This window comes from Aquirufa lenticrescens (assembly GCF_019916085.1).
Taxonomy (GTDB): domain Bacteria; phylum Bacteroidota; class Bacteroidia; order Cytophagales; family Spirosomataceae; genus Aquirufa; species Aquirufa lenticrescens.
In genome coordinates this window covers 921880-942151 of the sequence record NZ_CP049834.1, presented here as the reverse complement: position 1 = coordinate 942151, position 20272 = coordinate 921880, and the positions used below count along the sequence as shown (strand labels likewise).

14 protein-coding genes are annotated in these 20272 nt (G+C 45.0%); 4 read left to right on the top strand and 10 right to left on the bottom strand.

What is annotated here, in order from left to right:
* Positions 1 to 3: 3 nt before the first annotated feature.
* Positions 4 to 2319 carry a RecQ family ATP-dependent DNA helicase gene (locus tag G9X62_RS04340; protein ID WP_261345550.1) on the bottom strand — a complete coding sequence of 772 codons (2316 nt, stop codon included), beginning with the start codon at positions 2317 to 2319 and terminating at the stop codon, positions 4 to 6.
* A gap of 80 nt (positions 2320 to 2399) precedes the next feature.
* On the opposite strand from G9X62_RS04340, the gene G9X62_RS04335 reads away from it, so the two are divergent.
* Positions 2400 to 3368, top strand: coding sequence for a KpsF/GutQ family sugar-phosphate isomerase (locus G9X62_RS04335; protein ID WP_130895394.1), 969 nt, complete (start codon positions 2400 to 2402; stop codon positions 3366 to 3368).
* 3 nt (positions 3369 to 3371) lie between these two features.
* Here the strand turns inward: G9X62_RS04335 and G9X62_RS04330 are convergent, their stop codons facing one another.
* Together G9X62_RS04330 and crtD are read right to left on the bottom strand one after the other, a co-directional pair.
* Positions 3372 to 3848, bottom strand: a complete 477-nt coding sequence (locus tag G9X62_RS04330) for a DUF4293 domain-containing protein (RefSeq protein ID WP_223131564.1) — start codon at positions 3846 to 3848, stop codon at positions 3372 to 3374.
* A 26-nt stretch (positions 3849 to 3874) separates the two neighbouring features.
* A complete protein-coding gene (gene crtD / locus G9X62_RS04325; protein WP_223131563.1) occupies positions 3875 to 5344 on the bottom strand; it encodes a 1-hydroxycarotenoid 3,4-desaturase CrtD in 1470 nt (489 codons plus the stop codon).
* A gap of 90 nt (positions 5345 to 5434) precedes the next feature.
* Here crtD and aspS point away from each other — a divergent pair, with 90 nt between their 5' ends.
* The gene (aspS, locus tag G9X62_RS04320) at positions 5435 to 7198 is read left to right on the top strand and encodes an aspartate--tRNA ligase (protein WP_223131562.1); all 1764 of its coding nucleotides are present in this window, start codon (positions 5435 to 5437) and stop codon (positions 7196 to 7198) included.
* A gap of 51 nt (positions 7199 to 7249) precedes the next feature.
* Here the strand turns inward: aspS and can are convergent, their stop codons facing one another.
* From can to G9X62_RS04305, 3 genes are read right to left on the bottom strand one after another with little or no spacing between them, the layout of a single operon-like run.
* Positions 7250 to 7879, bottom strand: coding sequence for a carbonate dehydratase (can, locus tag G9X62_RS04315; protein ID WP_223131561.1), 630 nt, complete (start codon positions 7877 to 7879; stop codon positions 7250 to 7252).
* Position 7880: 1 nt separating this feature from the next.
* Positions 7881 to 9407, bottom strand: coding sequence for a SulP family inorganic anion transporter (locus G9X62_RS04310; protein WP_223131560.1), 1527 nt, complete (start codon positions 9405 to 9407; stop codon positions 7881 to 7883).
* A 33-nt stretch (positions 9408 to 9440) separates the two neighbouring features.
* Positions 9441 to 10547 carry a toxin-antitoxin system YwqK family antitoxin gene (locus G9X62_RS04305; RefSeq protein WP_223131559.1) on the bottom strand — a complete coding sequence of 369 codons (1107 nt, stop codon included), beginning with the start codon at positions 10545 to 10547 and terminating at the stop codon, positions 9441 to 9443.
* A 135-nt stretch (positions 10548 to 10682) separates the two neighbouring features.
* On the opposite strand from G9X62_RS04305, the gene fcl reads away from it, so the two are divergent.
* A complete protein-coding gene (fcl, locus tag G9X62_RS04300; RefSeq protein WP_223131558.1) occupies positions 10683 to 11621 on the top strand; it encodes a GDP-L-fucose synthase in 939 nt (312 codons plus the stop codon).
* Positions 11621 to 12364, top strand: a complete 744-nt coding sequence (locus G9X62_RS04295) for a class I SAM-dependent methyltransferase (RefSeq protein ID WP_223131557.1) — start codon at positions 11621 to 11623, stop codon at positions 12362 to 12364. Before fcl ends, G9X62_RS04295 begins: the two co-directional genes overlap by 1 nt.
* On the opposite strand, the gene G9X62_RS04290 is transcribed toward G9X62_RS04295, so the two are convergent.
* The 4 genes from G9X62_RS04290 to G9X62_RS04275 are packed head-to-tail and all read right to left on the bottom strand — an operon-like array spanning position 12361 to position 20161.
* Entirely contained in the window at positions 12361 to 16215 is a 3855-nt protein-coding gene (locus tag G9X62_RS04290) for a S8 family serine peptidase (protein ID WP_223131556.1), read from the bottom strand. The two genes, G9X62_RS04295 and G9X62_RS04290, sit on opposite strands and share 4 nt — an antisense overlap.
* Before the next feature lie 20 nt (positions 16216 to 16235).
* Positions 16236 to 16823, bottom strand: coding sequence for a ribonuclease HII (locus G9X62_RS04285; RefSeq protein WP_223131555.1), 588 nt, complete (start codon positions 16821 to 16823; stop codon positions 16236 to 16238).
* A gap of 1 nt (position 16824) precedes the next feature.
* Complete coding sequence (locus G9X62_RS04280; RefSeq protein WP_223131554.1) at positions 16825 to 18162, bottom strand: dihydroorotase; 1338 nt, start codon at positions 18160 to 18162, stop codon at positions 16825 to 16827.
* Positions 18155 to 20161 carry an OmpA family protein gene (locus G9X62_RS04275; RefSeq protein ID WP_261345549.1) on the bottom strand — a complete coding sequence of 669 codons (2007 nt, stop codon included), beginning with the start codon at positions 20159 to 20161 and terminating at the stop codon, positions 18155 to 18157. The genes G9X62_RS04280 and G9X62_RS04275 overlap by 8 nt, the downstream gene beginning before the upstream one ends.
* Positions 20162 to 20272: the final 111 nt, after the last annotated feature.

The window sequence follows — 20272 nt, the reverse complement described above, 5'->3', positions numbered from 1 at the left end:
TTATTAATTGGCTAATTCACTCAAAAATTTAATGCGCATTAAACGAAGTTCTTCCTCCGTCACATCTTCAATTTCACAGTTTTCTAAGGCTTCTGCGATGTCATCCGTGTCCGCGGACATGAAGTATTCGTAGATTTCCTCTTGTTTATCTAGTTCCATCACCTGATTAATGTAATAATCGAGGTTCAATTTTGTGCCCGAGAAGCAAATCGTTTCTATCTCTTCGATCAATTCCGCCATACTCACCTCTTTTTGCTCGGCGATCAGGTCTAAATCGATTTTGCGATCGACTTGCTGAATGATGTAAATCTTGATTTTGGACTTGTTAACGGTCGATTTTACCACTACTTCTTTTGCCGTCTCGATTTCGTTTTCTTCTACGTAGCGATTAATCACATCAAGGAAAGGCTTACCGAATTTCACGACTTTACCCATACCTACGCCGTTGATTTGGGCCATTTCGTCCTGGGTAGTCGGATAAGTGGTCGCCATTTCTTCCAAAGAAGGATCTTGGAAAATCACATACGGCGGTAAATTTTTCTCCTTCGCAATCTTCTTACGGAGGGTTTTGAGAATGTCAAAGAGGGCGTCATCATAGGCTTTGGCCCCTAAAGCAGCACCTTCATCCTCATTTTCAGCTGGCTCTGCCTCTTTTTCGTAATCGTGGTCTTTATAAAAAGTGACCGGGAATGATTCTTTCAAGAAGGCCTGGCCAGCCTCACTTAAGCGAAGAACGCCATAGTTTTCGATGTCCTTATCCAATAGCCCGAAAATAGCCATTTGCTTGATAAAGGAAATCCATGGGGACTTTTCGTCTTCAATTGGCACCGGTTTCGAGGCCGTTTTGCGCATTTTTGGCTTTTTAGGCGCATCCTCATCTCCATCTTCATCCTCGTCATCATCCTCCTCTTCGTCTACCTCTGGGGAAATCCAAGAAACTGTTTTTCCTGCGCCAAACAGGGATAATTTCTCCTGTTCGTGGCTCGTAATGAAAGAATTTGATTTGCCTTCCAAAAAGTCCGCGATATGCTCCGCATCGAATTGCTCGCCGGTTTGTTGCGCCGCTTTCAATACGAGGCTAACCTCTTCTTCCGCCTTAAACGTGGGCGTAGGGTGCATACAATTGTCGCAGAAACCACAGTTTTCCGCCATGTGCTCCCCAAAATAGTGGAGCAATTGCTTGCGGCGGCAAACGCCTAAATTCGTATAGTAGACCATTTCAGACAAGAGAATTTTAGCATTCTCTTTTTCTGTCACAGCCTTATCTTTATTAAACTTGTCTAATTTCAGGATGTCATCGTAAGTGTAAAATAAGATACACGTTCCATCTAAACCATCACGACCTGCGCGACCTGTTTCCTGGTAATAACCCTCCAATGACTTAGGGGCATCGTAGTGAATCACAAAACGGACATCCGGTTTATCGATTCCCATTCCAAAAGCAATCGTCGCCACCATCACATCCACTTCCTCATTCAAGAAAGCCTCTTGGTTCGACATGCGTACCTGCGGCTCTAAACCGGCGTGGTAGGGAAGGGCCTTCACGCTATTCACGTGCAATAATTCTGCAATTTCCTCCACCCGCTTTCTCGAAAGGCAATAAATAATCCCCGCCTTGCCGTTGTGCGACTTAATGAAACGGATTAATTGCTTATCAATATCTTTTTTAGAGCGGATCTCGTAGTAGAGATTTTTGCGGTTGAAAGAGGATTTGAAAACGGTGGCATCTTCCAGATTTAGGGTCTTTTGGATGTCGATTTGTACTTTAGGAGTTGCCGTCGCCGTTAAGGCGATGATAGGCATTTTCTCATCGATGCTTTCGATGATAGTGCGAATCTTGCGGTATTCCGGTCTAAAATCGTGACCCCATTCGGAGATACAATGTGCCTCGTCGATCGCGACAAAGGAGATTTTAGCCTGTTTTAAGAAGTTCAGGTTCTCTTGTTTATTCAGCGATTCTGGGGCGATGTACAATAATTTCACGGCTCCAGAGATCACCTCGGCTTTTACCCGGTTGATTTCAGCACGGGTTAAAGAGGAATTTAAGAATTGAGCATTGATGCCAAAAGCCACCATTTGATCCACTTGATTCTTCATCAACGCAATCAATGGCGAGATGACAATCGCCGTTCCTTCCATCACAATCGCCGGTAATTGATAGCAAAGCGACTTGCCAGCACCAGTAGGCATTAAAACAAAACTGTTTTTGCCTTGAATCGTGTTGAGGATAATGGCTTCTTGTTCACCCCGAAATTGGCTAAATCCAAAGGTTTTTTTTAGCTGTTCCTTTAAGCTATCGATGGTCATTGGATGGGGCATAATTTGATTAATGGGTTGTTTCGGCGATGATTAGATTCTGCGGGCTTCTACTTATCTTTGCCCTACAAATTCTTCTAACATTGAAATTAAGCAAAAATATCCAATCCACAGCAAAAAAAGTTTTGACACAGGAAGCAGAGGCCATTCTGCAAGTGAGCGCCGGAATTAATTCGGATTTTGAGGCTTGTGTAGAACATTTGTTGAGCATCCCGGGGCGCATTGTCTTCACGGGAATCGGTAAATCGGCCATTATTGCCCAGAAAATTGTGGCAACGATGAACTCTACCGGAACGCCTGCTTTATTTATGCACGCGGCGGACGCGATTCACGGGGATTTAGGGATGATTCAGGACGGCGATGCGGTGATTTGTATTTCGAAGTCAGGCGATACGCCAGAGATTAAGGTGTTAGTGCCTTTGATCAAGCGATTGCAGGTGAAATTGATTGCCATGGTTTCGAACAAGAACTCGTATCTAGGCCAGCAATCGGATTATATATTACATGCTTTGGCGGAGCAGGAGGCGGATTTGTTGAATCTGGCACCTACGACATCGACGACGGTGGCTTTGGCTTTAGGCGATGCGTTAGCGGTTTGTTTGTTAGAATGCAAAGGATTTACGGCACAGGATTTTGCCAAATACCATCCAGGCGGCGCCCTCGGCAAACGCCTTTATTTAAAAGTGGGCGATATTTATCCCACTCACGAATTCCCAGCCATCTCCCACACGTCCTCCATTCAGGAAGCAATCCACGAAATTTCCTCGAAGCGCCTAGGTGCAACGGCAGTATTGGATGCGCAAGGAGAATTAGCCGGAATCATTACGGATGGCGACGTTCGCCGTACTTTGGAAAACTCGAAAGATTGGTCTGCGATAGTGTTAGCAGACATGATGAATACCACACCGAAGACGATTGAGGCGGAGGCATTTGCGACGGAGGCTTTGGCGATCATGCAAAGCAAAAATATCACTCAGCTGGTGGTGACGGCAAATAAAAAGGCCGTGGGATTTGTACATCTCCACGACCTGTTGAAAGAGGGTATCGTCTAAAATTTAGCGCATCCGGTTCGACGATTGCACCAGCATCTCGTCCTTGCGGATGAGGCGGTTCGCAATCATATTCGCCAGCAGTGAAACTACTAAGGCATAGAATCCGTAGCCATATTTTCCCTGAATTTCCGGTTCAAAGGTAGGCATCGCCTCTTTGAAAATCACCCAAAAAGCATAGCCCATCGCTCCCGCTAAAACCAGCGAATTGACTAGGCCCAGCATCATTTGACGCATCCGGTTTTTGAAAGAGAAAATTGTCACTAACGTGATAACCGTTGATAAGGTCACTAAAAGGGCAATCGCGATATTACTGTGCGCGGCTACTTCTTTTCCGTTTTGGAATAATTGCCATTGGTTTGAGAAAAGCTCTGCTTTCTGGCCTGAAGTACCTATTTTTTGCCAAATAGAAATGCCCGATGTCGCGACGGCATTGCCAATGATCGCTAGGGCTAAGAAAAGGGTTTGTGGTCTTTGAATCATAATTGTATAGAAATGAATGGGCGAAATTACGCATTTTCTGCAAAAAGCTTCGCCGCAATTTTTGCTGAAGATAAACAAAGCGGAATTCCTCCGCCGGGATGCACGCTGCCGCCGACCCAATACAAGTTTTTGATTGCCTTCCGATAATTTGGGTGGCGTAAAAAGGCTGCGAATCGGTTGTTCGACGCATTTCCGTAAAGCGCACCCCCGGCTGACGAAGTTCTCGCCTCGATGCTGCGCGGGTCTAATAGGTCTTCGGCGACGATGTGTTTTTCGATGTCTACGCCTAAATTTCTCGAAAGTTTCTCGATCACATTTTTTCTCATCTTTTCCACTAGCGCATCCCAATCCTGTCCCTCGTTCGCGGGAACATTCATCAAGATGAACCAGTTTTCGCCACCTGCTGGAGCATCTGATTTCTCTACTTTCGAAGAAATATGTAGGTAAATGGTAGGGTCGTCGTTGATGGTTTGGTTTTCGAAGATGGCCTTGAATTCGCCCTGATAATCGTCTGTGAAGAAGATGTTGTGTACCCCTAATTCGTCGAAGCTGCGGTCCATTCCCCAGTAGAATATGATGCCTGAGCTGGATTTAGGTTGATTTAAAAGCTTTTTCGGTTGCGGTTCCTGTGCAAGGAGTTTTGTGTAACTCGGGCGAATGTCCGCATTACAAGCAATGTAGTCAAAGGTATAATTTCCTTTTTCAGTCTCTATTCCGGTCGCAGTATGAATTTCGGTGGTGATGCGGGACACTTTCTCGTTGAAGTGAAAGACCACACCCAGTTCTTCGGCGAGGCGGTGCAGCGCCCGAGGGATGCTGATGATACCGCCTTTGGGGAAAAAGGCGCCTATGTTGTATTCCAAATGAGGAATGATTGATAAAGTCGCCGGAGTTTGGTAAGGATCCGAGCCGTTGTAGGTGGCGTAGCGGTCAAAAAGCTGGACCGTTTTCGGGTTCTTAAAACGCTTCGCATGTGCGCGGTGCATGGTGTTAAACAAACCAAGACGTGGGATATTCAGGTAGCCTTTGAGGGCTTTAGGTCCCGTCCAGGTCGATAGGGAATGCAATGAATTGTCAAGAAATAGCTCGCTAATGATATGGTAGTTTTCTCCGATCTCGCGTAAAAAACGCGCAACGTTCTCCTCCGATTCGCCCAGTTCCGAAGCAATCGCCGTGGCTGTTTCTGCAGGCGCTGCATTCGTTTGTAATCGTGTGCCGTCTTCCCAAAAGTAGCGGCAAATCTCCGGCAATCGTTCGTAGCTGAAATAATCGCGGGGATTTTTGACTGCCAGCGTGAACAGTTCGTCCACTAAATGCGGCATCGTGAAAAGAGAGGGCCCGGCGTCAAAACGGAATCCGTTGGTTTCGATTTGGGCTAATTTGCCTCCTGGATAGGAATTCGCTTCGAAAACGGTGACTTGGTGGCCCGCCACCGCGCTGCGAATGGCAAAGCCCAAACTACCCATACCTGATCCAACAATCCCAATTTTTGACATAATTCAAAATTAAGTAAAAAAGAATAAAGCCCTAAATGTTTTTCTCTCCCTGCTCTTTTCCGTAATTTTGCCCGAATTTTAATATTTTCTATGCTACGTACACATACAAATGGCGAATTGCGCATCGAACACGCGGGCACCGAGGTAACTCTTTGTGGCTGGGTTCAGCGTTCACGAGATAAAGGGGGGATGATTTGGGTGGATCTTCGGGATCGTTACGGGGTCACTCAATTGATGTTAGAGGAGGGGAAATCGTCTGCGGAGGCTTTGGCATTAGCGAGAGGATTAGGCCGTGAATTCGTCGTAGAAGCGAAGGGAATCGTGGTAGAGCGTTTGTCGAAAAACGACAAAATGCCTACCGGCGACATCGAAATCAAAGTAAAAGAATTGCGCGTATTGAATCCGGCGAAATTGCCTCCATTCTTGATCGAAGACGAGACAGACGGCGGCGATGATATCCGTATGAAATACCGTTATTTAGATTTGCGTCGTAACCCCATTCGCGAGAGTTTGCAATTGCGCCACCACGTGGGCCGCGAAGTGCGTAATTACTTAGATAAGCAAGATTTTATTGAGGTGGAAACACCCGTTTTAATTAAATCAACGCCAGAGGGTGCGCGTGATTTCGTCGTGCCATCTCGAATGAATCCAGGTGAATTTTATGCCTTACCGCAATCTCCACAAACCTTTAAGCAATTATTGATGGTATCTGGTTTTGACCGTTACTACCAAATTGTGAAGTGTTTCCGTGACGAAGATTTGCGCGCTGATCGCCAGCCAGAATTTACTCAAATCGACTGTGAAATGTCCTTCGTGGAGCAAGAAGATATCCTGAATATGTTTGAGGGATTGATTCGTCATTTGTTCCAAAACGTAAAAGGCCTCGACATCGGTCAAGTGCCTCGCATGACCTATGCGGACGCGATGAAATACTACGGTTCAGATAAGCCAGACATTCGTTTCGATATGAAATTCGTGGAATTGAAAGGCGAGGGCGTGGATTTGACGTCTGGCAAAGATTTCCAAGTTTTCGATGCAGCGAACACGGTGGTAGGTATCTGCGTAAAAGGCGCAGCGGAATACACCCGCAAGCAAATCGATGAATTAACTGATTTCGTTCGTCGCCCACAAATTGGTGCGAAAGGATTGATTTACGCGCGCGTTCAAGCGGACGGCGTAGTGAAATCATCTGTAGATAAATTCTACTCAGAAGCTGATTTAGCGACTTGGGCTGCAGCGTTTAACGCAGCGCCTGGCGACTTGATCTTGGTGCTTTCAGGAGACGGAGATAAAGTGCGTAAGCAATTGAACGAACTTCGTTTAGAAATGGGAACGCGTATGGGATTACGTGATCCGAATAATTACAAAGTACACTGGGTAGTGGATTTCCCATTATTAGAGTACGGTGAAGAAGAAGATCGCTGGTTTGCGATGCACCATCCGTTCACGAGCCCTAAGCCAGAGGATATTCCATTGATGTTAGCCGGAGAATTCGGCAAGGTTCGCGCAAACGCTTACGATTTAGTCGTGAATGGTGTAGAAGTAGGAGGAGGTTCGATTCGTATCTTCCAAAAAGACCTGCAATCAAAAATGTTCGAAGTCCTTGGATTCACTCCAGAGGAAGCACAAGCGCAATTCGGATTCTTATTAGACGCCTTTGAATATGGGGCGCCGCCGCATGGTGGATTAGCCTTTGGTTTTGACCGTCTTTGTTCTTTGTTCGGAGGAACAGATTCGATTCGTGATTATATCGCTTTCCCTAAGAACAACGCTGGGCGCGACGTGATGATCGATTCACCATCTCCACTAGCGCAAGCGCAGTTAGATGAATTGAAGATTAAGACGACGGTTTAGTCGATTAGATAGGAAAAAAAAGGGGGCCGCGCAGCGGCCCCCTTTTTTTTGTTAAAAATCGTAATGAAAAACGGGACTTGTCCATTCGCCCGCGTTGATATTTAATACCTCCTTGATTTCGCCATGGTGAATATCAAACACCCAGCCGTGTAAATGCGGGAATTGTCGCTTCTCCCAGGCCTTTTGAACGATGGTGGTTTTGGCCAAATTCTGAATCTGCTCCGCCACATTGAGTTCAACTAAGCGATTGAATCGCGCCGTCTCATCCGCAATTTCGTGTAAGTCCGTATAGTGCTTCTCGTATACCTCTTTGATATTACGTAGCCACTTGTTGATTAATCCAAAGTCGTGGTTCGTCATCGCCGCCTTTACTCCACCACAGTTGTAGTGGCCACAAACGATAATGTGCTTAACCTCCAATACTTCTACCGCGTATTGTAATACAGATAGTAAATTGATGTCCGTATGTACCACCATATTGGCCACATTACGGTGCACAAAAATGTCGCCTGGATCTGCATGCGTGATTTCCTCCGCAGGAACCCGACTGTCTGCGCATCCAATCCATAAAAATAAGGGGTTTTGTTCTTTCGATAAATTATCGAAATAAGTAGGGTCTAATTCTAGACGTTCACTCGCCCAAGCTTTATTGCTGAGCAGTAATTTTTTATATTCTTTCATCTTATTTCTTTTTAAGGTCGACTTCGATGCCGCGCTCTTGTGCTGTACTGATAAACTCCTGTATGAGTAAGTTAATATCGTGGTCCATAAAGTGTACTTTGGTAGTGTCGATATACACCTCTGCGCCTGCAGGTATTTTTCGCAAGGTTTCCTTCAGCTGCATTTTATGCAAGAATGTCACATCTTTCTGGAATTTAATTAATATTTCATTGCCATTTTTGAAAACTGTAAATACGGAAGAGTAATTCGTAATGACTACAAATGCTAAACCTACCAAGGTTCCTACGAATATTCCCCACAATAAATCGACACCTACCACGACGGCTACGGTCACTAAAAAGGGGACATATTGCTTCCAACCCTCCGCAAATACTTTTTTGAATTCTTTTGGGTGAGCTAATTTATAACCCGTGTATAATAAAATACTTGCTAAACAAGCTAAGGGAATCTTGTTCAGATAGAGTGGTAAAAGCACAACAGCCACAATTAAAAGTACGCCATGGAAAAATCCAGACATTCGTGTCTTTCCACCAGCATAAATATTAGTGGATGAGCGGACGATGACTGATGTGATAGGTAGACCACCCAAGAGGCCACTTACAACGTTTCCGGCTCCTTGTGCTAACAATTCTCGGTCCGGAGAAGAAATTCTTTTTAATGGATCAAGGGAGTCTGTTGCCTCTAGTGACAAGAGGGATTCTAAGGTGGCGACTATGGCCAAAGTTACAGCAATCGAATAGACCTTAGGATGGCTTAAAAAGCTCCAATCTGGAGTTATCAGGCCGGTAAAAATTTCACTACTTGAAGCAAATAGAGGAAGGTTAACCATGTGATCTTTTGAATCGCCCAAGTACCATGCTGGGTTCCAAATGGCTAATCCCTCATTGATTCCCACACCTGCTAAAACCACAAATAAGGAAGCTGGGAGCGCATTCATCCAGGAGAATTTTTGGCCTAATTTTGTCCAAGAAAATAAGATAACGAGACCTAAAAGGGAAATCAGTAGTGCGCCTATTTTGATGGAAGCTAGTGATTTCAAAATTTCTGTAAACGTATTTTCGCCATCCTTTTGGTCAAATTCAAACTCTCCTATAAAGTCCAAATCATCTCCAATCGCATGCGGTATTTGCTTTAAAATGATCACAATGCCAATCGCTACGAGCATACCACGAATGACAGAGGATGGAAAAAATCCGCCAATCTTTCCTAGTTTCAATAAGCCTAAAGCGACCTGTATTAGGCCAGCAATGATGACGGCCACTAAAAACCCGGGGAAAGAACCAAGGTCAGCGATGGCTGTGGCCACAATAATAGTTAAGCCTGCCGCGGGTCCACTGACAGAAAGTTCTGAGCCTGATAAAAGGGAAACGAGTGTTCCACCCACGATTCCGGCCACGAGCCCAGCTAAAAGGGGGGCTCCTGAAGCTAATGCAATTCCTAAGCAAAGGGGTAAGGCGACTAAAAAGACGGCTATTCCTGATTTCCAATCCCCTTTTAAAAAGGATTGAAGGTATTCTGACTGTTTCATAAGGTTGTTTAATTAATGATGTTTGAATCGGAATTAAACAACGAAGTCAGGCGGGGTTAAAGGGCTATTTTGAAATCCTGCAGAAAGCAAAAAGTGTAATTCTGTGCGTGTTTTTAAGGACAGGCTGTACGTAAATACGTAGATCGGTTGTAGCCGAACGATTCCCGTTTCTTCTGAACCATCTTCATCCTCAGAATCTTCGTCATCTGAGTCCATTGGGGGTATTTGCAAAGGCTTATGTTGAGAAACGGGTTCTTTGGCCTGAAAAATAACCTTCGACTGCTGATCTCTTTCTTGAATCAACATAGGCTCTGTCGGATCGAATTTGTCCTTCCCAAATCTCCACTCTTTCTTCAAGCGACCACCACTCCCAAACTCATGGTATTCTCTCCAGCGGCCCACTTTAACACTGTCGTCCATTCGCCCATCCTCCTTCAAACTACCACTCGGATAAAAGGAATAATAGGTGCCGCGGACTTTACCATATAGGCGTGGAATGACTTCTTTAATTTTCTTTTTCGCCGCATCATAATAAGCTATGTGAGATCCCGCAGTATACCCCTTCTCGTAATACACCTTGTTCTCCAGCTCATTTTCTGAACCATAGCTTTCCCAACGCCCATCTTTTACTCCCATATAGTAGAAGCCTTCTTCAATGAGTTTTTGGTTCACGTATTTCTTGAATGGGCCGTGACAGATTTGTACGTTTTTCGTGTCCTTTAATGGAATGGAGACAACACGTGATTGCGAGGGATCAAAGATAAAAATTTCCGAAGCATATGGGCTTAGCGCTTCATCTTCCACGTACTTTACCACGTTTACCTCTTCCACGGTCATTCGAACGCCACTACCGTAATTACCCAGCTTACGTTCGGTTTTGATACCTGCATATTCGTCGCGCGGTTGGAGTTTTTTCTTCGCGGTTTTGACCATTTTTTTGCCCAAATCCTTGACGCCCAAACTCTCAATAAATGCCTTGCTATCCTCTTTGAATTTCTTTGCTTCGGCCGCTTTGCTTTCAAGTCCGGTCGAGAGGCGTCCGTTTAATAAACCCTTTTCGTGAACGGAGGTGTCTATGAGCGGTTTATTGACGGTAATAGCCTTATTCTGCGCTTGAACGAGGAGGTTCAAACTAAGCAAAAAACAACATAGGATTACGCGCAAATGCATAGGAGTGACCTAAAAATATTTCCCAAAACTACGAATTAAACTTATTACCTGACGGACTTTGTGTATTTTTGCAAGGATTTTTTGAGGCCTTATTTGATTCATTCATTGGAAAAACAAGCAAAAATATATGTAGCAGGTCACCGTGGAATGGTGGGTTCCGCTATCGTGCGTAAATTACAGAAAGAAGGGTACACGAATTTAGTGCTGAAGACTTCAGCAGAATTAGATTTGCGTGACCAAGTAAAAGTAGCCGACTTTTTCGCGGCAGAAAAACCTGATTACGTCTTTTTAGCAGCGGCTAAAGTGGGCGGAATCGTGGCGAATAACACCTACCGCGCGGATTTCTTGTATGAGAATTTGGCCATTCAAAACAACATCATTCATTCTTCCTTTGTCAATAAAGTGAAGAAATTACAGTTCTTAGGATCCTCTTGCATCTACCCTAAATTAGCCCCTCAGCCTCTGAAGGAGTCGTATTTATTAAGTGGCTATTTAGAAGAAACGAATGAGCCGTATGCCATTGCGAAGATCGCTGGCATTAAAATGTGCGAGGCTTACCGCGCACAATATGGCTGCGATTTTATCTCCGTGATGCCTACAAACTTGTACGGTCCGAACGATAATTACGATTTAGAAAACTCTCACGTCTTACCCGCCATGATTCGCAAGTTTCAGGAGGCCAAAGAACGCGGGGATGCTTCCATGACGCTTTGGGGAACTGGCTCACCCATGCGCGAGTTCTTGCATGCAGACGATTTAGCGGAGGCTTGTGTCTATTTAATGGAAACATATAGCGACTCAGAACTAGTGAATATCGGTACCGGAATCGATGTGACGATTAAAGAATTAGCCGAAACAGTGAAAGAAATAGTGGGCTTCACCGGCAGTATTCAATGGGATACTTCACGTCCAGACGGAACGCCGCGCAAATTGATGGATGTGTCTAAATTGCATTCATTGGGCTGGAGACATAAAATTGAATTGAAAGAAGGAATCGCACTGGCTTACCAGGACTTCTTAACGAATGTCAGTATCAGAAAATAATGGAGGAGAAAGAGTGGTTTAGTACCTGGTTTGATTCCCCTTATTACCATATCCTGTATGCCCGACGAGATGAGACGGAGGCCGCGAATTTTATTCGCTCACTTCAGCGCAATTTACACTTGGAGCCCGGTGCTCGTGTACTCGACGCAGCTTGTGGAAAAGGACGCCATGCCATCACCTTAGAGCAATTAGGCTTCTCGGTCGATGCCTTTGATTTATCTCCTTCGAATATTGAGGCTGCTCAGGCCTTTGAAAATAAAAATCTTCTTTTCTTCGTACACGATTTGCGAGAGCCCTTACCCTTGCAAAACCACTACGATGCAATCTTTAATTTCTTCACTAGTTTTGGGTATTTTGACGATCAGCAAGACAACCAAAAAGCCTTCAACACCTTCGCGGGCGGATTGAAAGAAAATGGCTTATTGGTTCTGGATTTCTTCAATCCCATTCATGTACTAGCTAATTTAGTGCCCTTAGAATCAGTGGAACGCGAGGGGATTACCTTCCAAATCAAGCGCTGGTCAGAGGCCGGCTATTTGTACAAATCCATCGATTTTAGCGATAAAGGTAAATCCTATTCCTTCGTGGAAAAGGTAGAGCTAGTAGCTAAAAATGATTTTGTTTCCTATGCGGCTCAAGCAGGTTTAACCTTAGTGGATCTAAAAGGAGATTACTCCTTAGCCACTTTCGACGAGGCAACCTCGCCTAGAATGATCTTCACTTGGGCTAAAAACGCGAATTAATTCTTTTGGAATTTAATACTCACCTGGTTCTCTAACTCTGGGAAACTGATCACATAATTACCAGTTGTCAAAGCTGAGATATCTAAACTTAATCTGTTATCTCTGCTCTCTACTCTATAATCTCTAATCTCCTTTCCTTGCATGTTTGTCAAGCGAATTCGGAAACTTGATGCTTGGTAAGCACTAGGAATTCCAATGTGCAATACTTCAGTCGCTGGGTTAGGAAACGCATAGAAGGTAGAATACGGATTGTCTGCAGTTGCCGCTAAAATGGTAATGCCATAACTCGCTGTAGCCAAACAGCCATTAATGTCCTTTAATTTCACTTTGTACACCCCATTTGCAGTAGGCTTGTAGGTAGTGCCAGTTGCTCCAGAGATTGCCACATCATTGAAGTACCATTGGATGTCATTTCCAGCGGAGGTAGTTAGCGTTCCTTGATTGAAGGTAATTAAAGGTTCTAAGGGATTCGTTGCCGTAATGGTTGATGCTGGAGAAACCACGGGACAAATGCCATCAAAGCTCGAATTTAAAGTATATGACCCTGATGAACTGACTTCTAGTTTATTGGTCGTCGCACCGGAGATGGCGGTGCCATTTTTGAACCATTGGTAGGATGGTGTGCCAGAAGCTGGAGTACCTGTTAGGGTGATTTTGTCACCTGCACATAAGGTAGTGGAACCTGTAGGGCTAACGGCTACGACTGGGCTTTGGCCTGTTGTTACGCTTATCTGAACTTTAGCACTAGGACAAGCGTAGGATTTGAACTTCATCCCATACAGATAATAGTAACCTGATTGAATTTCCCCGCCGTTAAACAAAGCCCCCGTTAATTTAATAACTCCTGGTATAGCATAGGGATATCCAATGTTCGTAGGTGCATTCACCGTATCCGCCGCCGTTCGGTTGCTTCTGAAAATAGAAGCTCCATTCGAGCAGACGTGCGATAAAATGTAATTCCCGGCTTTAGGGAATGGAAGATTTAAGATCACTTTTTGGCCTGGATCAGCTTTATCGTCGATTAACTGACTGCTTACGGTAGTGGAATTAGCAGATGTTCTGGTGGCCGTCAGGTCTTTTGCTACGGAGGCAATTAACTCGCCGGTATCTTTATCGAAAATGCCAAAAGTCACGGTCCCTGAGGTTCCTATATAGACTGTTGCTGATTCTAGAATAGTCGGTTGTGTCACTACGAAAATAGGTTCTGGGCCAAAATTGGAATAATACGTTCCTCCTCCAAAAGCCGCCTTCGTCGCAGGCCCCATGGTAGCACTTAAATTATCAAATGCAGCATAAAAGGTTCCAGTGGATGGCGTTTTCAAATTAGTCCCAGCCCCTAAGAGGGTCGTCCCATTGTACCATAGCGGACTTCCATTTGTCGATGCTAAACTCAACTCTGACGCACCGCTACAAATGGTGCCGGTCACCACAGGCGCAGCTGGGTTTTCAATTGTTTTAGATATCGTGTAGAGATCGTTTAGGGTATTTTGGTCCCCTGTTAATTGTGTTTTCAACACGAAAGAGTAACTGTTTCCAGCGACTAATTCTGCATTTCCGCTCAGATTAACATCCGTTTCTCTGCCCGATGCTAGGCTACTGATGGTTCCTGTTGCTGTGCCCACCAAGGTGTTACCAGATTTGATCTCCAGTAGCACAGGAACATTCGTTTGCGTGAGGGATCCTGCATTTTTTATGCGAGCGACATAGCTAGAAGCACCTGTGTTGGCACAGAATCCAGCGGTGGATTGTGCAACCGAAACGGCTGTGAAGTCTTTCGAGGCTTGCAAGATTTGCAAGGCATAATCCTTGGTTTCACCTGAGGAAATGCTTCCACAAGAGGTGGCAGTTCCTGAGGAAGTTACCCATCTAATCCGGTAAAAATTGTCTTGTATTAAGCTGCTTGGTATCGTTAAAGTGGTTGCACTCGAAGCGGAGTTATAGAGTTCCTCTCCTGCATCGGTAAAATCTCCGTCTTGGTTCCAATCGGCGTAGAGACGGGTATTTCTTGTTCCTGATCCAGAAAATTGGAAGGCAACTGGTAGGGAAGCTCCTAATTCGGCTTTGAAAACGGGATTAAGCCCTGTTGAATCTTTGGTCGTGCCTAAAGTAAATTTTTGAAAGTCTGATGTGGTTGTAGTCGTCGCTAATGCGCAATAAGCCGGTCCGCCTATCCCTGAAACAGCTATCCCATAATCCTGATTGCTATTTTTAAGAACGCCTTTGTGGCTCACTGTCAGGGTAAATGTTTGACCCGGCATTGTGTTATTGATGACAATTTGCTCTACGTTATCTCGAATATTATCTCCCGGTACTGCAAGGGCGTCTGGCGTCGCCGGATTCAGCGTGAATGGCAAAAAGGTAGATGATCCACTTGTAATCCGAATATCTAAGTCATTAACGAGCCGGGGTGTTCGGTCATTCAAGGCAGAGGATGTGGTCGCTTCTGGGTCCGTCCAAGCGATGGTGGCTTTCACTGGGCCATTCCCTGAACTTGTGATAGTGTAGGTTTTTGTCTGGCCTTGACTTAATTTCTCTTCCTTGAGCAAATGTGCATTTCCCTCATTTTTGACCAAGGCCGCCGCTTTGTCTAATTGGATCAATCCATACCCTGTTTTATAATCAGGCCCCTCTGCATCCATATCTAGCGCTGTGTGAATGGCCACCGCTTTCAGTGTGGACGAGAGCATGAAAGTATTTTTATTTAGACGGTTGTATAATTGTTGAATTAAATAAAGTGATCCCGCCGCTTGTGGAGACGACATCGATGTGCCGCTTTGGGTCGCGTATGCTTTATCGTTTGAATTTGTCGTGGAAAATATACTCGTGCCTATCGCCATGACATCCGGTTTTACCCTTCCGTCATCGGTAGGTCCCCAGCTCGTAAAATTGGAGATGCCCACGTCAGAGCCTTTAGTTGGAATGAGCGAAGAAAGAGTCGCAGCTCCTACGGTTAAGATATTTTTAGCGGTACCTGAGGTGGAGATAATGTCAAATCCATCATTTTTCGCCCTAGCTTTGTTAGAGGAATCGCTTGTAGAACGCAATAAATAGTATTCTCCTGACGCTGGTCCATTTTGGTTACGGCTATTCCCAGCTGATTTAACGATGAGGTAATTAGGAGCGTTGTAGGCGATGCGATCCCAGGATTGCGTGTTAGCATCATATAAGCCAAACTTATAATCTTCCTCCGTACTCACCGCATCATTACCCCACCACTGCCATTTTTTCTTCGTTTCATCGTAAACCCAACCTGCTTGGTATCCATACGAGTGGTTACTGATTAAAAGAGAGGTGGAAGCAGTGCTCATTTCGGAGTTATCGTTTGAATAATCCCAAAACTTCAAATCCGCCTCATAGGCCATTCCTCTAGCGGTTGGACTAATGCCTGCAGCCACTAAAATTCCAGCTACGTGTGTCGCGTGGTCATTTGAGCTAGCAATCGTTTGTGCAGCCGTTGCTCTCCCTCCAAATTCCTGGTGGCTGGCTAAAACGCCACCTCCGTCCCACATGCCTAGTTTTCCTTTGACCGAGTCTGATTTTCCAGTTAATCCCAGATTCAAAGAGGCGCCAGGATAGAGCAGATTTGTTTTCGTCATCTTAGCTGCTTGTGCATTTGATTCTGTTTTCAAATACAACGCTTCGCCTATCTCTGAAAATCCTTGAAAGTGAAGGGTTTTTTCTTTACCTAAATTCAATTGAAGCGGTATACCTCTTTTTTTAGCTAAGGCTTGAGCCCCTCTGTAGATGGAATCTTGTTGCATCCCAAAACGCAAGGCGCGCTCTTTGCGAAAAGCATCTTGTGCCCAGGTGGAAAAACTCAATAAAAAAAGAAGTACCAGTTTACTCTTCATATAGCGTTCAATTTACGCAATTATTTGATCTCCACCTTAAACGTTTTTCGGTGGTAATTTGTTAAACCTTTTTCAAGAATGGCTTTGCGGTGTTGCAAGGTGGGATAGCCCGCATTTCGTTCCCAACCATAGCCAGGGTGCTCTAGGGCCATCTTTTCCATCAATTCGTCTCGGTGTGTTTTGGCCAAAATAGACGCAGCCGCAATCGAAAAATACTTCGAATCACCCTTTACGATACAGGTATGTGGAGTTAAAGGGTAGCTATAAAAGCGATTCCCGTCGACTACTAAATGCTCCGGACGATGCGTCAATTGATCCACCGCCTGATGCATCGCCAAAATACTCGCCTTTAAAATATTGATTTCATCAATTTTCGCTGCATCCACCTCTGCAATCGCATAGTCGATGGCATATTCCCGCACTAAACGTTTTAGTTCGTTCCGCTGGCGCAGGGTCATCTGTTTCGAATCCGTTAAGAATGGATGGTGGAAATCCCGCGGTAAAATAACCGCTGCCGCCACGACTGGCCCAGCTAAACAACCTCTCCCTGCTTCATCCAAGCCGGCTTCTAGCCCGATAGGCGAATAAAAGGGGAGGAGTGCTGCCATTTTAGCGGTTAAATAATAAGCGTTTACCCGTTTTACTTTCGTCGAAAGAACCCTGCGAATAAGCTAAATGCCCAGAAACAAACGTATGCTCCACCGAAGCAGACAACGTGTGTCCTTCTAATGGAGACCATCCGCATTGATAGAGGATATTTGCTTTGGAAACAGTAAACGATTTGTTCAAATCCACGATCGCTAAATCTGCCCAATACCCTTCTCGGATGTACCCACGCTCCTCGATTTGGAAACAATCCGCCACTGAATGCGCCGTTTTTTCAGCGATGAGCTCGAGGCTGATGTGACCTTCTTTGGCTAAATCAATCATCAACAATAAAGGATGCTGGACCAAAGGCAAGCCCGAAGGGGATTTCCAAAATTCCTGCGACTTCTCGTCCCAGGTGTGCGGCGCATGATCCGTTGCGATAATATCTAATGCTCCAGACACCAAAGCCTTGCGTAAAGCCGTCTTGTGGCGCGCATCTTTAATGGCCGGATTACATTTGATTTGGTTCCCCAGCGTATCATATTGTGCCGCATCAAACCACAGGTGGTGAACACAAACTTCCGCCGTAATCTTCTTGTCTTTCACCGCTTTTCCCGTCTCGAACAGGGCTAATTCTTCCTCTGTTGAGATGTGTAAAATGTGCAGGCGGGTATTATTTTTCTTCGCTAAATCCACCGCCATGGAGGAGGATAAATAACAAGCTTCTTCGTTTCGGACTAAAGGGTGTATGTAGGCAGGCGCATTCTCCGGATATTTTTCCTTGAAAAGAGCCGTTCGTGCGCGTACCGTTGGCTCATCTTCGCAGTGCGTCGCGATCAACATTTCGCAGCTAGAAAATAGCTTTTCCAGGGTCTGCGCATTATCCACGAGCATATTTCCCGTAGACGAGCCCATAAATATTTTGATGCCGCAAACGTCGCGGGAGTTGGTCTTTAACACCTCTTCTAGGTTGTCGTTGCCTGCGCCCATAAAGAAGGAGTAGTTGGCCAAAGACCCGGCCGCCGCTATCGCGTATTTATCCGCCAATAATTCTTGAGTCAACGCGTTAGGCACCGTGTTTGGCATCTCCATAAAACTCGTCACACCACCTGCCACGGCTGCTCGCGCCTCGCTAGCAATTGTCGCTTTGTGGGTTAAGCCGGGTTCTCTAAAGTGCACTTGATCGTCGATCATTCCCGGGAAAACGTGTTTCCCCTTTACGTCTAAAACGATATCCCCTGGAGTAGGTGTAATATCGGTGGCTATTTTGGCAATTCGGCCATTTTCGATGCGTAAATCGGAGGCAATTATTCGCCCTTCGTTAACGATTTGGGCATTTTTTAAGACGTAATTAGTCATTCAGATCAGTGATTTTAAATTCAGTTCGGCGGTTTTCTTGGTGTGCTTCTTCACTGCAATCGACTCCATCAGAACAGCCGTTGATAAGTTGCGTCTCTCCATAGCCTTTGGCTTTGATACGAGAAGCCTCTATTCCGTGCTCGATGATGTATTTTACAGCTGATTCAGCTCTTCTTTGGGATAATTTCAGGTTATAACTTGCACTTGCCCGTGCATCCGTGTGCGAACCTAATTCGATCGAAATGTCTGGATTGTCCTTTAACACTTGAACGATTTTGTCTAGTTCTGCCGCTGCGTCTGGACGAATATTGGACTTATCTAGATCATAATAGATCGGATTTACGTCAAATAAGGCGCCTAGCTCTTCTCCCACTTCAGCAAGCCCCAGCGTAATTTTATGGTCAAAAGTAGTGTCCGTTAATTCTTTCTTCAATAATTGCTTCGGAATCTCGCGGCCATCCATCAAGAATTCGCTGCGCTTGGTCAAGTATTTCTCTTTGCTTGCGTTGAAACTTATTTGGTCCGCCGGATTTAAGTCGATAATGTCAAGGTAACCTTCGGCATTACTAAACTGAACGGGTTGAATCTCTCCATTGCGCTTAATGCCCACTTTCGCTTTCGCAATCGGCTTATTGCGCGCATTGACAATCTGTGTTCTCAAATGGTATAAGGCCACTTTCGCAGCTTCTCCGCTTTCCGATATCATGATTTCATTGGACCACCAGCGATCCTCTGATCCGGTCGATTCGAAATAATAGATATCATCATCGCCTTTTCCACCTACTCGATTGGAGCTGAAATAACCTTGCGTGGAGTCAGCTAAAAACAGCCCAAAATCATCTCCAACGGAGTTAATCGGAACGCCTAAATGTTCTATTTGAATTTCATCTCCACTGCGACTCGCCACAAAAAGGTCTAATCCACCTAAACTCGGATGCCCATCCGAAGAGAAGTATAATTTCCCGTCCTCAGAAACATACGGGAAGATTTCATTGCCACGCGTATTAATCGTGGAGCCTAAATTAATAGGTCTTCCAAAACGCCCCGAATTATCCATGGGCGCCCGGTACAAATCCAATCCGCCTTTTCCGCCTCTTCTGTTTGAGCTAAAATAGAGGGTTTTCCCATCTCTCGAAAAGGCAGGGCTACCATCCCAACCAATTGAATCTGAGATCGCTAAGCGTTCTGGAGTAGACCAATTGCCGTCTCTTTTGGTCGAAATATACAAATCCACATCCGGCGATGGGTCCTTACTTTTACCCGAATTGCCGCGTGCAAAAACCATGGTATTCCCGTCCTTGGAAAAGGCAGGCGTTCCTTCGTTCGCATTCGCATCTAACAGGTTCGCGCTGAACAATTCTAGTTTTTCAATTTCACCCGGACTTTTCAATCTCGCTTTGTATAATCCTAAAAAAAAAAGTCCGTTGTTTTTGTAGATCAAAGGTTTTTTCGAACTCGTTAAAATCAGTTCATCCCCCAGTTTAATAGGTCCAAATTCCGCTTGATTTGTATTCCCCACCAAACCTTGGATCTTTACCGGACTCGGTTTTTTGCTGTATTCTTCTACTGCCGGCAAATTATCTAATTCGATTTCGGCTTTCACCACCAATTCGCGCGAAGGTTTTGAATCAATAAATTCTTTTAGGTATTTGCGCGCATCCGCATATTTTCCGTTCGCTTTTGCTGCGTAGGCGAGGTGTAGATTGATGTTTTTGTCTTCGTAGCCCTTTTCTTTGGCAATCAAATAGTAGGGCGTTGCATATTGAATGCGGTTCGAAAGTCGGTAGGATTCCGCCACGAAGTAGTTCGTTTCTTTTGCTCTGTAGTAGCGTTGGGCCAAAGGCTTCACCTCCCGAATCGTCCACTCATATTCCCCCCTGTCGAAATTTAGCTTCGCCTTTTTGAACAATTTGGCATCATAATTACAGCCGCTTAGCACGCCTGTAACAACGATCAAAAAGAGGTAAATGCTTGAATTAAATGACTTTACGAATTTCATAGTGGACTAATGTAACGTAAAAATAAATACAAACCGGATTATTTTCTGTACCTTTGCCTAAATTTCGACAATCGAAACCAAGATGACAAACGTTCGTCATCTTTTATTCCA